This window comes from Flagellimonas sp. B-3 (assembly GCF_056857835.1).
Genome location: NZ_JBSXNW010000022.1, coordinates 246,319 through 259,491 on the forward strand (window position 1 = coordinate 246,319; position 13,173 = coordinate 259,491).

The window sequence follows — 13,173 nt, forward strand, 5'->3', positions numbered from 1 at the left end:
TTATTTAGTAATTATTTGAGTTTGTAGTTTAGTGAAAAAGCGGATGGGTCTCCATCCGCTTTTATAATTTTATGGCTTGTGTAAATTTCAAGAAGAAAGAAACCCAAGTTCTTTTCCTTATGGGATAAGGATCAAATTAAAACTGGGCCCTAAATTGTGTGGGGGAACAGCCCTTCAATTCTTTAAATTTTCTATTAAAATTTGCAATATTGTTGAAGCCACATTGATCGGAAATCATGGAAATGGCAAGTTCTGGGTTGCTTAAAATAAGCTTGCAGGCATTCTCTATCCGTATTTCGATCAAAAATTGGAAAAAAGTCTTGTTCGTTCGCTTTTTAAAATACCGGCAAAAAGCATTTTTGCTCATATTCGCTACATCCGCCACCTCATCAAGGTTAATGGGCTCGTGAAACCTGTCCATGGCATATTTGAACACATCGTTCATCCGTTTCCCTTCATCATCAGAGAACGACTTTCTGTATACAAAGGAAGACAAAGGCTCAGTTTCCGATTGCATTATATGGCTGATAATGATCAAAAGCGTGGCTATCTGCTCCACTTTGTTCTGCGTCTTTAATTTGTTGAACTCTTCAATAATGATTTCTGTATTGGAAATCACTCGCATTCCAAGCTCCGATTTTTTAAAAAACTCTTTAGTTGCCGAAAGGTCTGTAATACGGAAGAAATCCTTGCCAAAAGAATTGATGTCAAAAAACAAAGTGTACATAAGCGATTTTGGTGAAGCCGAAACATCACTTTTAAATGCATGGGGCACATACCCTCCAATAACCAAGATGTCCCCTTCGCTGTAATCACTGATCGAATCGCCCACGATCAGAGACCCGGCACCTTTGGCTATATAACTTATCTGAATTTCTGCATGTTGATGAAGCTGGTCATAAAAAACCCGTTCCCGGTCTACCTGGTAGACCAAGGCTTCATCTTTGGGTTTTGGTATTTTGAATGGGAGAACTTTCATTTTTTATACAAATATCGTTAAAAAATCGTCCTTGGTCAACAATTTGGGTCAATATAGTATCACAACGAGCTAATAAATAGACCGATTCTTGGCTTGTTGTATTTTATTTTTGTAATCAAAATACTAAGCATTATGATACATTGGGAAGGCGTTATGCCTGCTGTAACAACAAAATTTACAAGTGAGGACAAATTGGACCTTGCCATGTTTGAAAAAAATATTAGGGCTCAAGTGGAAGCTGGGGTTCATGGAATCATTTTGGGCGGCACTCTGGGTGAAGCAAGCACTCTGGCCAATGAGGAAAAAGAAACCTTGATCAAGACCGCTTTGGAAATTGTAGGCCATAAGGTTCCTGTAATTATCAATATTGCAGAGCAGAGTACCAAAGAAGCCATAGCCGTGGCACAAAATGCAGAAAAATTGGGTGCTAAAGGACTTATGGTGTTGCCTCCCATGAGGTATAAGGCAACCGATCATGAAACAGTAGTGTATTTTAAGGCCATAGCAAACAGCACTTCGCTTCCCATAATGATCTATAATAATCCGGTGGATTATAAAATTGAGGTAACTTTGGACATGATGGAGGAGTTGTTGGAATGTGACAATATTCAGGCCATTAAGGAATCCACAAGAGACATCACCAATGTCATCCGATTAAAGAACCGCTTCGGTGACCGTTTGAAGGTCTTTACGGGCGTGGACACACTGGGTCTAGAGAGTTTGGTGATAGGAGCGGACGGCTGGGTAGCCGGGTTGGTCTGTGCCTATCCAGCGGAGACCGTCGCCATCTATGAATTGGTAAAAGCGGGCAAAATCAACGAAGCCTTGGATATATACCGATGGTTTATGCCCCTGCTGGAGTTGGACATAAGCCCGCAATTGGTGCAGAACATCAAATTGGCCGAAGTGGCCACAGGAATCGGGACCGAACATGTCAGGGCACCAAGATTGCCCTTGCAGGGTAAAGAAAGGGAGCGGGTGATCAAGGTTATCGACGATGCCATGAAAAACAGACCGGTACTCCCGGAATATAAAAACCTAAAAAGTGAAGTATGATTACAGGAAAAAACTGTATAGCAGGAGATTTTAGCGCAAAGGGAAATGTTGTTTTCAAAACAACCAATCCCAAATTGAACATTGAAAACCCCACAACTTTTGTGGAAGCCACAAAAGAAGAAATTGAAGAGGCTGCTATCTCGGCGTGGAATGCTTTTAAAGTTTATCGAAAAGTATCAGGCAAGCAAAGAGCAGCTTTCTTGAATGCCATTGCCGATGAAATTTTGACGCTGGATCAAGAGTTGGTAGATATGTACGTTACAGAGTCCGGGCTTCCCGAAGGAAGAGCAAAGGGAGAAAGAGGACGTACAATGAACCAGTTAAGGTCCTTTGCTGAACTAGTTGCCAATGACGATTGGAGGGAAAACACCTTTGATGCAGCCCAACCGGATAGGAAACCATTACCAAAGGATGATTTGAGAAAAACGATGATTCCCTTGGGGCCAGTGGCCGTATTCGGGGCCAGTAACTTTCCATTGGCCTATTCCACTGCTGGGGGCGATACAGCTAGTGCTTTAGCGGCAGGTTGCCCCGTAATTGTTAAATCGCACCCCATGCATGCCGGAACTTCAGAATTGGTGGCCTCTGCCATTGTAAGGGCTGCAGGGAAAACCGGAATGCCCAAAGGAGTGTTCTCCAGTATCAATGGAGGTATTCAGGCAGGGGTTGATTTGGTGAACCATCCCAAGATAAAAGCGGTCGGTTTTACGGGAAGCATCACAGGAGGAAGAGCACTGTTTGACCTAGCGGCAAAAAGGGAAGAACCTATTCCCGTATTTGCGGAAATGGGAAGCATCAACCCGGTGATCATAACGCCCAGTGCCATTTCCAAAAGAGGAAATGAAATAGCAAAGACTTATGCGGGATCCATTACCTTGGGAACAGGTCAATTCTGTACCAATCCTGGACTTTTATTGACGATAAAGAATGAAAACACCCAAGATTTTGTCAAAGAATTGGCAAAAGAGACCATTGCTTTGGATCCTCAGTGCATGCTGCATCCAAATATTAAAAGTGGCTACGAAAAAAAAGGAGACGATGTAACTTCACAATCAGGAGTAGAAGTTGTTGGTAAAGTTGAAGGAGATTTAGAACCCAATTATGCAGCTTCAGTGGTTGCAACTGTATCTGGAACAGATTTTTTGGCCAATCCCAAATTGCACCAAGAAGTTTTCGGACCTTTTTCCATGGTGGTTCAATGCAAGGATGAAGCAGAGCTTTTGCAGATTATAGAAGGACTGGAAGGACAATTGACGGGTACCCTTATCGCAGAGGAAATTGATTCCCTTGATTTAATGGAAATCGTGGACACCCTTCAGAATCGAGTAGGTAGAATTATCTACAATGGAGTTCCCACAGGAGTAGAGGTATGTCCATCCATGCAGCACGGTGGCCCATATCCGGCATCTACGGATTCCCGATTTACGGCAGTGGGTACACACGCTATCAAAAGATGGGTAAGGCCTGTAAGCTATCAGTCTTTCCCAAAAAATCTGTTACCCGACCATCTAAAGGGGTAAGGTATACAGGTAGAAATCTATTAAAAATAAATGTGTCAGTTTTAAAGACAGCGAGTGGCAAGAAAAACTTTTTTTTGTGTTGATGCACATACCTGCGGGAATCCGGTAAGGGTTGTGGCAGGGGGCGGCCCCAATTTGGTGGGGGGCAACATGAGTGAAAAAAGACAGCATTTCCTTAAGGAATTTGACTGGATTAGAAAAGGGTTAATGTTTGAGCCTCGGGGACATGATATGATGAGTGGGAGCATTTTGCTCCCACCTCATGAACCCGAAAATGATTTTGCCATTCTCTTTATCGAGACCTCTGGTTGTTTACCCATGTGCGGACACGGGACCATCGGAACCATTACCGTGGCCATTGAAGAGGGATTGATCGTTCCCAAAATACCCGGAAAAATCAAGATGGAAGCTCCTGCGGGACTGGTGGAAATTGAATACCAGCAGACTGGAAAGAAAGTGGATTGGGTCCGTTTGGTCAATGTGAAATCCTATTTGGCCGCCGAAAACTTGACCATTGAGTGTCCTGAACTGGGTGAAATTACTTTTGATGTGGCTTACGGCGGAAACTATTATGCCATCGTGGACCCCCAAGAAAACTTCAAAGGTGTGCAAGATTTTACGGCAGGACAGATTATTCATTATTCCCAAGTAGTCCGGAAACGAATCAATGAGAAATACCCAGATATGTTCATCCACCCCGAAAATAGCACCATCAGGGATGTCAGCCACATGCTCTGGACAGGAGATCCCATCGACCCAACATCTTCAGGAAGAAATGCCGTTTTTTATGGGGACAAGGCCATAGACCGTTCCCCATGTGGTACGGGAACCTCGGCCCGAATGGCGCAATTGTACGTCAAAGGAAAATTGAAATCAAGTGAACCTTTTATTCATGAAAGCTTTATTGGAAGCAAATTTGTTGGAAGGATTGAGAAGGAAACCACATTGGCTGGCAAAAAGGCTATTGTACCCAGTATTCAAGGATGGGCACAGATAACGGGCTATAACAACATCATTATAGACGATGACGACCCATACGCCCATGGGTTCCAGGTATTATAAACCAATGTTCCAAAATGAAGAAAGTGATTGTTGTAGGGGGAGGAATCTCCGGGCTTTTTAGTGCCTATTATTTAGTACATGAAGGATATGGAGTGACTGTGTTGGACCAAACCGATATGACCAGCGGGGCCTCATTTATCAATGCTGGATACATCACACCGAGCCATTTTATTCCATTGGCCACACCGGGAATCATTACCCAAGGCCTTAAATGGATGCTCAACAGTTCCAGTCCTTTGTATATAAAGCCCAGATGGGATATGGAATTCTTTAAATGGGCCCTGCTTTTTAAAAAATCGGCGACCACCTCCATGGTCAAAAAAGCAATGCCCGTGCTCAAGGAACTCAACCTAAAGAGCAGAGATCTGTACGAAGAGCTTTTGGCTTCCCACGATTTTGATTTTCATTATGAAAGAAAAGGGGTGCTGATGGCCTATTGTTCGGACAAAGCCGAACATGAAGAACGTGAAGTAGCCGAACAGGCCATAAGAGAAGGGCTGGAGGCGTCCATACTTTCCAAGGAAAAGCTGCAAGAAATCCAGCCCGTTTTTTCCAATAAGGTAAAGGGAGCGGTGCACTACCAGTGTGATGCCCACATGACCCCCAACCATTTTATGCAACAACTAAAGAATTGGCTACTGTCCCAAGGTGTGGAGTTTAAGTTCAACCAAAAGGTTGAAGGGTTTACCGTTAAAGAGGAAAAAATAGTCTCCTTGAAGACCAAGGATACCGTTTTTAAGGCCGATGAATTTGTACTGGCCAGTGGAAGCTGGACTTCAAAACTAGTTTCATCCATTGGTTTGGATATTCCCATCCAAGGAGGAAAAGGATACAGTATGGATGTGAACAGACCCACAGGTATTACTTTGCCGACCATTTTGGTGGACGCCCGAATGGCGGTGACCCCAATGAACGGTTTTACCCGTTTCGCAGGCACCATGGAATTCTCAGGCAACAACGACACCATCCAAAAGGAACGGGTCGAGGCCTTGGCCAAGGCTGTTAAGACCCACTATCGGGATGTTGAAATACAGGCAGACGAATTGAACAAGGCAACATCCGGGCTCAGGCCTGTGTCCCCAGATGGGTTGCCCTACATTGGCAAAACTTCCAAGTACCATAACCTGACCATTGCTGCAGGTCACGCCATGATGGGGTGGAGCTTGGGACCTGTAACCGGAAAGTTGGTGGCACAAGAAATAGCCAAGGCAAAAACCATGGTAAACCTTGCATCACTTTCACCGGACAGGTTCAAATAACCAAATCCGCAATATCCAGACTACATTACTATAAACTTGCATCTTTTTGTGCTTAAAGTGGTGTTAAGGGTAATATAGTATAAGTATATGATAATTTGGATTGGCGTACAACGGGAGATTATCTCTAGTTTTAGACTTATTTAAACTATGGAATCTTTTGTCAAAAAAATAAGTGTATTTTTTATACTTATAACAGTAGGCACATCATTTGCCCAAGGAACTTTAGCGGAATATAAAAAGGCGATAGCGTTGGATTCCCTGTTCCGGGACAAGGTCATCAACTCGCCCTCAACTTTTCATTGGCTTGAAAACAACCTGTTATGGTATGTTAACAATACTGCTGAGGGGAAAGAATATTTATGGGTGGATGCCATCAAGAAAACGCAAGCAAAATGTTTTGATCATGAGGTCTTGGCCAAATTGCTTTCCAAAGAATTTGATCAGGATGTAGATCCGAAGAACATAGAGATTAGTGAACTGGAGTTTGATACGGATTTGAGCGAGTTGAAATTCATTTTTGACAAGGCAAGGGTTTCCTATCGTCCCAATGCCAATAAACTGACGGTAATTGAAGCGAATGTGGAGGATAGAAGCAGGAACAGAGGCTATTGGGGCAGCAGGTTTGATGAGAAAAACAATCCGCCCGTGGTTTCCCCGGATTCCACTATGACCGCATTCATCAAAAACAACAACGTATACATTAAGGACAACAAGACCAAACAGGAAACCCAGTTGAGCTATGATGGCGCTCCCGGGTTTTTCTATTCCACTTATATCAAATGGTCCCCCGACGGCAAAAAAATCATGGCCTACAAGGTGCGCCCTGGTGACGACCGTAAAATTTACTTTGTGGAATCCAGCCCAGAGGACCAATTTCAGCCCAAGTTGCAATCCAGGGATTATTTGAAGCCAGGGGATGAACTTCCCTTCAAAAGCCCACAACTGTTTTTGGTAGATGCTCAAAAACATATCCCGATTCCAACGGACGAATTCAACCATCAATTTGGACTGAACAATATGGATTGGAGGGAGGACAGCCGCGCATTTACCTTCGAATATAACCAACGGGGGCACCAAGCGTACAAAGTGATCGAGGTAAATGCCATCACTGGAAACGTGAAGGTATTGGTAAGCGAGACCAGTGACACATTCATTGACTACAGCAGTAAAAAATACCGATACGATGTGGCCGACGGCAAGGAAATTATATGGACTTCCGAGCGGGACGGCTGGAACCACATATATCTTTATGACGGGGCGACCGGACAGGTGAAAAAGCAGCTCACCAAAGGTGATTGGGTAGTGCGCAAGGTCATCCATGTGGATGAAAAGAACAGGGAAGTGTATTTCACGGCAAGCGGACTGGACAAGGATCAAGATCCCTATTTTCTGCATTACTTCAAGGTTGGTTTTGACGGAAAGAACCTCACCCGGTTCACCAAAGAAAATGGCAACCACGAGGTCACATTTTCCAACGATTACGCCTATTATGTCGATCAATATTCACGGGTGGATGCACCACCTATCACGCTTTTGAAATCATCAAAAAACGGTAAGACCATTATGCAGTTGCAAAAGGCCGACCATTCCGCTTTGCTGAAAGAAGGATGGATCGCCCCCGAAGTGTTTACGGCAAAGGGCCGGGACGGCGTTACCGATATCTGGGGCATTATCATTCGGCCGACTTCTTTCGACCCTAACAAGACCTATCCGGTCATTGAATATATTTACGCCGGACCCCACAGTTCCTTTGTGCCCAAGGATTTCAGGGCCTACAACTGGTCCATGTCCTCCTTGGCCGAATTGGGTTTCATTGTGGTTCAGATAGATGGGATGGGCACTTCCAACCGTTCCAAGGCTTTTCATGACGTATGTTGGCAGAATTTAAAAGATGGTGGTTTTCCCGATCGGAAGATATGGATCAAGGAAGCGGCCAAAAAGTATCCCTATATGGACGCTGAAAGGGTTGGAATTTTCGGAACGTCTGCTGGTGGACAGAACGCGGCGGCAGCCTTGGTGTTCAATTCGGATTTTTATGATGTAGCGGTCTCCTCATGTGGGTGCCACGACAACAGGATGGACAAGATCTGGTGGAACGAACAGTTCATGGGCTATCCCATTGGCCCCCATTACGCAGCCAGTTCCAATGTGGAAAATGCAGCCCAAATGGGCGGTAACCTCATGCTCATTTTGGGCGAGGTGGACGACAACGTAGATCCGGCCAGCACCATGCAGTTTGCCAATGCCTTGATCAAAGCCAACAAAGATTTTGAGTTGATCACCATTCCCGGAATGGGACATTCTTCCGGTGGGGAATTTGGGGAACGGAAACGCAAGGATTTTTTTGTGAAACACTTGATGGGTGTTGATCCCCCTTCTTGGGAAGAAATCTACGAATAGAAAAATTGAAAACACATAGAACCAAAGGTTAGTATAAATATTGGAGAAAAGATTTATTATGAAGTTACGTAAGTTGTTCGTTGGTACGATATTGTTTTTTTCCGCTTGGTGTACAAGTTTTGTACAAGCGCAGAGCGGCAATCAGATTTTGGACGGAATTGGTGAGACCGCAATGATTGCCCGGTACATTTTTGACGGCGATGCCAAGGATTGGTCACGAAACAATTTGCATGGAAGGATTCACGGCCCCAATGCCAGTTTTGCCGAGGATGAAAAGTTCGGTAAGGTACTTGTTTTGCCAGGGGATGGCGAATCTTATGTTTCAATCCCCGGTGAGTCCTTGGAAGGGGAAGAATCCCTGAGCATCACTGCTTGGGTCAATTTTAAATCCTTGGAACCCGGACAACGACTTTTTGATTTCGGCAAGGATGACAGGACGCATCTTTTTGTGGCACCATCGGGCATTGGGGAAAATGAAGCATTTCAGTCCGTCATCATCAAAGACGACAAGAAAGCATACGAAGCATTTTCACCAGATTCAAAAATAGAAACTGACGAATGGGTACATCTTGCTGTGGTTCTCGATATTCCATCAAAAACCATGAGCACTTTCATCAATGGAAAGCAAGTGGCCAAAGTTGAAAATATGGATATGGAGTTGGGGCAATTGTTCACGCACGAAAATCTACTTTATATAGGTAGGTCAATTACATCAGGAAATCCTTACCTCAATGCCAAAATTCACGATTTTAGATTGTATCGGATTCCATTGAGCCAAAAGCAGGTAACAAGGATACACTACATAGCCCTGAAGGGTGACGAAATAGTGAAACGAGAGAAACCAGAAGATGATCTTCCAAAATTCACTCCAAATACTCCACAATTGTACAATGAATATTTGGTAGGTGTTACTGATGTTGATGTAGAAACCGAAGTAGGTTTTTTACCAAGATTGCCCCGTTTCGTCCAAGGCACATATCGCAATGGAGTCGAAGGCCCAAAAGTGAGAGTGTTGTGGCCATCCCCAACAGATAATTCCGAAGTTTCAAAACCTGGAAATTATGTGGTCACAGGTCAGGTTTCCGGTACGGATTTTCAACCAAAGGCCAGAGTTACGGTAAAAGCAGGTAAAGAATCGGATACACCCAGCCTTAAACTGGACGTTTTTGGATTGGATCAGGTATTGCTGGATGCAGATGCCCATGGCCAACCAACAAAGTTCATTGAAAATCGTGATAAGTTCATAAACACATTGGCCCAAACCAACCCGGATTCCTTTCTCTATATGTTCCGAAATGCCTTTGGTCAGAAACAGCCAGAGGGAGCAAAACCCTTGGGCGTATGGGACAGTCAAGAAACCAAATTACGGGGGCATGCTACAGGACATTACCTTACGGCAATAGCCCAAGCCTATGCCAGTACGGGTTACGATAAAGAACTACAGGCCAACTTTGCCGATAAAATGGATTACATGGTGGATGTGTTGTACAAGCTATCACAAATGTCAGGGAAGCCGGTAAATACAGGTGGAGAATACGAAGCAGACCCAACGGCGGTTCCTCCAGGTCCGGGTAAATCAACCTATGATTCTGATCTGAGCGAAAACGGTATCCGAACTGATTATTGGAATTGGGGCGAAGGATTTATAAGCGCCTATCCGCCAGACCAATTTATTATGTTGGAAAAAGGAGCGACCTACGGAACACAACCTACGCAAATTTGGGCGCCCTATTACACCTTGCACAAGATTTTGGCCGGACTAATGGACATTTACGAAGCCAGTGGAAATGAAAAAGCACTTGAGATTGCCAAAGGAATGGGCGATTGGGTATATGCCCGATTGAGCCAGCTACCTACCGATACATTGATTAGCATGTGGAACACTTATATTGCAGGTGAGTTTGGGGGTATGAACGAGGCCATGGCCCGTTTAGATAGAATCACCGATGAACCCCGTTACCTCAAAGTGGCCCAATTGTTCGATAATATCAAAATGTTTTTTGGCGATGCAGAACATTCACATGGATTGGCCAGAAATGTGGACTCCTTCCGTGGATTGCATGCCAATCAGCACATTCCCCAAATTGTGGGGGCGTTGGAAATATATCGCGATTCGGAATCCCCTGAATATTACCAAGTGGCCGACAATTTCTGGTACAAAGCCAAAAATGATTATATGTACAGCATTGGCGGGGTTGCCGGGGCAAGAAACCCCACGAACGCCGAATGTTTTATCGCCCAACCGGCCTCATTGTACGAAAATGGGTTTTCATCCGGGGGGCAAAATGAAACCTGCGCCACATACAATATGCTGAAATTGACCAAAAATCTGTTTCTTTTTGACCAAAGGACAGAGTTGATGGATTATTATGAACGTGGACTGTATAACCACATCCTTGCCTCCGTGGCCGAGGACAGCCCGGCCAATACCTATCACGTGCCCTTGAGACCGGGTTCCGTAAAACGGTTCGGCAACTCGGACATGACCGGATTTACCTGTTGCAACGGTACCGCTTTGGAGAGTAGCACCAAGCTCCAGAATTCCATCTATTTCAGAAGCAGGGACAACAGTGCACTTTTTGTTAATCTCTTCGTTCCATCAACCTTGGAATGGACCGAGAAGAATATCACTGTTGAGCAAAAAACCGCTTTCCCAAAAGCGGACAATACCCAATTGACCATCAAGGGCAAAGGAAAATTTGATCTCAATATCCGGGTGCCACAGTGGGCGACCAAAGGTTTCTATGTGAAAGTGAACGGTAAGGAAGAAAAAGTCGAGGCGAAACCAGGAACCTACATTACCCTGAGCCGCAAGTGGAAAGATGGTGATAAGATCGAGATAAAAATGCCGTTCCAGTTCCATTTGGACCCAGTGATGGACCAACAAAACATAGCAAGTCTTTTTTATGGCCCCATTTTGTTGGTGGCCCAAGAAACTGAACCGCGAAATGAATGGCGTAAAGTGACTTTGGATGCCAAGGATATAGGAAAAACGATAAAAGGTGACCCCAAGGCACTTGAATTTATCATTGACGGTGTGGTTTATAAGCCGTTTTATGAAACCTACGGGCGTCATTCGGTCTATTTGGATGTCACCTTGAAATAGGTCCATTTTATCAATGAAACCAATACAATGAAAACCAATCGCTACCTTTAGGTAGAAACGGACAAAAACTAAACATGAACAATATGGGTTTTAAAAAAATAGGAATCATTGCAGCGGTCATGGTTGGCTCTTTCGCAACAGCGCAGACCAGCCAATTGGCCGACCTTGTCACGGAGTTCGAAGCCGACAATTGGGCCTTGGACCGAACCTACATCGTTGACGAATCCGAAGAGTACTATCAGCGCTTTTCCAAATTCTATTCCGACTGGGAAAAGAAAATGGCCAGTATAGACTTTGGTTCTTTATCCCAACAGGGGAAGGTGGATTATGTTCTTCTGAAGAACTTGGTGACCAAAGGGGAGTATTTTTTGAACCAAGATTACAATGCCTTCAAGGAAGTTGATGAAGTAGGCCATTTTGCCAAGGACATCTTTCAGTTCATCCAAGAACGACGCAGGGGCAAAAAACCAGATGCCAAAAATTTGGCACAGCTATTTCAAAATGCCACCAAAACCATTGATTCTGAAATGGAATCATGGAAATCAAAGCCATTTAAGGACTGGCAAACTGCGGACAAAGCTTCGACGATTGTACTTTCATTGCAAAGGGGATTGGAAGAAGCATATAACTTTTATTACGGCTACGACCCCGATTTTACTTGGTGGGTGGAAGAACCCTATAAAAAACTGAACGAAAAGTTGACCGCTTATGCGGATTTCCTTAAAAACAACTATGCACAGAACAGTGTCAAGGACGATGGCAGTGGCATTATAGGTAAACCAATTGGTGAGGACGCGTTGAATGAAAGCCTTGCCATGGCATTCATTCCCTACACGCCGGCCGAACTTATAAAAACTGCCGAAGAACAATTTGAGTGGTGCAAAAATGAAATGATAAAGGCATCCCGTGAATTGGGCTACGGCGATGACTGGAAAAAGGCTTTGGAACACGTGAAGAACACCTACGTTCCGGCCGGGGAGCAACCACAGGCCATCATGGACCTGTATTCACATTCCGTTGAGTTTATTGAAGAAAGAGATTTGATCACCTTGCCGGATTTGGCCAAGGAAACCTGGGGCATGAAAATGATGAGCCCCGAAAGACAGAAGGTCAATCCGTTCTTTTTGGGCGGAAGGGACATCATCATTTCCTATCCGACCATGGAAATGGACCATGACGACAAGTTGATGAGCATGCGCGGAAACAATCCCAATTTCTCGTTCCCCACGGTGCAGCACGAATTGTTGCCCGGACACAATCTACAATACTTCATGACCAGCCGTCATAAGAGTTACCGAAGGGCTTTTTCCACCCCTTTTTGGACAGAGGGATGGGCCCTCTATTGGGAAATTAACCTATGGAACAAGGATTTCCCGCAAACACCCGAGCAAAAACTTGGAATGCTGTTCTGGAGGATTCACAGGTGTGCACGGATCATTTTCTCGCTCAAATTCCACTTGGGCGAAATGACCCCACAGGAGTGTATCGACCTTTTGGTGGATGAAGTGGGTCACGAGTATGCCAATGCCGAAGCAGAGGTGCGGCGTTCGTTCACGACCAATTATCCACCGCTCTACCAATTGGCCTATATGATGGGTGGCCTCCAATTTTACGCGCTCCGAAACGAAATGTTGGAAAAGGGTTGGACAGAAAAACAATTTCACGATCGGGTGATGCAAGAAGGAAGAATGCCAGTGGAGCTCCTTCGCAGTCTTTTGCAAGACCTGCCGCTCAACAAAAACTATAAAACCAAGTGGAAGTTCTCCACAGCGTTCCAATAAGAACCTACAG

8 protein-coding genes are annotated in these 13,173 nt (G+C 44.6%); 7 read left to right on the forward strand and 1 reads right to left on the reverse strand.

Annotated features, from left to right (window positions below):
* Positions 1-136 precede the first annotated feature (136 nt).
* Positions 137-979: an AraC family transcriptional regulator gene (locus AC13CS_RS11120; protein ID WP_293167518.1), complete on the reverse strand. Its 843-nt coding sequence runs from the start codon at positions 977-979 to the stop codon at positions 137-139.
* Positions 980-1,111: 132 nt separating this feature from the next.
* Between AC13CS_RS11120 and AC13CS_RS11125 the strand changes: the two genes are divergently transcribed.
* The 7 genes from AC13CS_RS11125 to AC13CS_RS11155 all read left to right on the forward strand — a co-directional run bounded on the left by AC13CS_RS11125 (position 1,112) and on the right by AC13CS_RS11155 (position 13,163).
* Positions 1,112-2,035, forward strand: coding sequence for a dihydrodipicolinate synthase family protein (locus tag AC13CS_RS11125; protein WP_293167516.1), 924 nt, complete (start codon positions 1,112-1,114; stop codon positions 2,033-2,035).
* Entirely contained in the window at positions 2,032-3,555 is a 1,524-nt protein-coding gene (locus tag AC13CS_RS11130) for an aldehyde dehydrogenase (NADP(+)) (protein ID WP_293167514.1), read from the forward strand. The genes AC13CS_RS11125 and AC13CS_RS11130 overlap by 4 nt, the downstream gene beginning before the upstream one ends.
* Before the next feature lie 54 nt (positions 3,556-3,609).
* Positions 3,610-4,617 (forward strand): 4-hydroxyproline epimerase, encoded by a 1,008-nt coding sequence (locus tag AC13CS_RS11135; RefSeq protein WP_293167512.1) that lies wholly within the window; start codon positions 3,610-3,612, stop codon positions 4,615-4,617.
* A 14-nt stretch (positions 4,618-4,631) separates the two neighbouring features.
* The gene (locus tag AC13CS_RS11140) at positions 4,632-5,876 is read left to right on the forward strand and encodes an FAD-dependent oxidoreductase (RefSeq protein ID WP_293167510.1); all 1,245 of its coding nucleotides are present in this window, start codon (positions 4,632-4,634) and stop codon (positions 5,874-5,876) included.
* A 147-nt stretch (positions 5,877-6,023) separates the two neighbouring features.
* Positions 6,024-8,276: a S9 family peptidase gene (locus tag AC13CS_RS11145; protein ID WP_293167508.1), complete on the forward strand. Its 2,253-nt coding sequence runs from the start codon at positions 6,024-6,026 to the stop codon at positions 8,274-8,276.
* Positions 8,277-8,334: 58 nt separating this feature from the next.
* A complete protein-coding gene (locus tag AC13CS_RS11150; RefSeq protein WP_293167506.1) occupies positions 8,335-11,382 on the forward strand; it encodes a beta-L-arabinofuranosidase domain-containing protein in 3,048 nt (1,015 codons plus the stop codon).
* A gap of 83 nt (positions 11,383-11,465) precedes the next feature.
* On the forward strand, positions 11,466-13,163 hold the full coding sequence (locus AC13CS_RS11155) for a DUF885 family protein (RefSeq protein ID WP_293167504.1): 1,698 nt from the start codon (positions 11,466-11,468) through the stop codon (positions 13,161-13,163).
* Positions 13,164-13,173 lie beyond the last annotated feature (10 nt).

Bases quoted from the DNA above. Each gene is read 5' to 3' on its own strand.
- AC13CS_RS11120 (WP_293167518.1), bottom strand. From the start codon at position 979: ATGAAAGTTCTCCCATTCAAAATACCAAAACCCAAAGATGAAGCCTTG.
- AC13CS_RS11125 (WP_293167516.1), top strand. From the start codon at position 1,112: ATGATACATTGGGAAGGCGTTATGCCTGCTGTAACAACAAAATTTACA.
- AC13CS_RS11130 (WP_293167514.1), top strand. From the start codon at position 2,032: ATGATTACAGGAAAAAACTGTATAGCAGGAGATTTTAGCGCAAAGGGA.
- AC13CS_RS11140 (WP_293167510.1), top strand. From the start codon at position 4,632: ATGAAGAAAGTGATTGTTGTAGGGGGAGGAATCTCCGGGCTTTTTAGT.
- AC13CS_RS11145 (WP_293167508.1), top strand. From the start codon at position 6,024: ATGGAATCTTTTGTCAAAAAAATAAGTGTATTTTTTATACTTATAACA.
- AC13CS_RS11150 (WP_293167506.1), top strand. From the start codon at position 8,335: ATGAAGTTACGTAAGTTGTTCGTTGGTACGATATTGTTTTTTTCCGCT.
- AC13CS_RS11155 (WP_293167504.1), top strand. From the start codon at position 11,466: ATGGGTTTTAAAAAAATAGGAATCATTGCAGCGGTCATGGTTGGCTCT.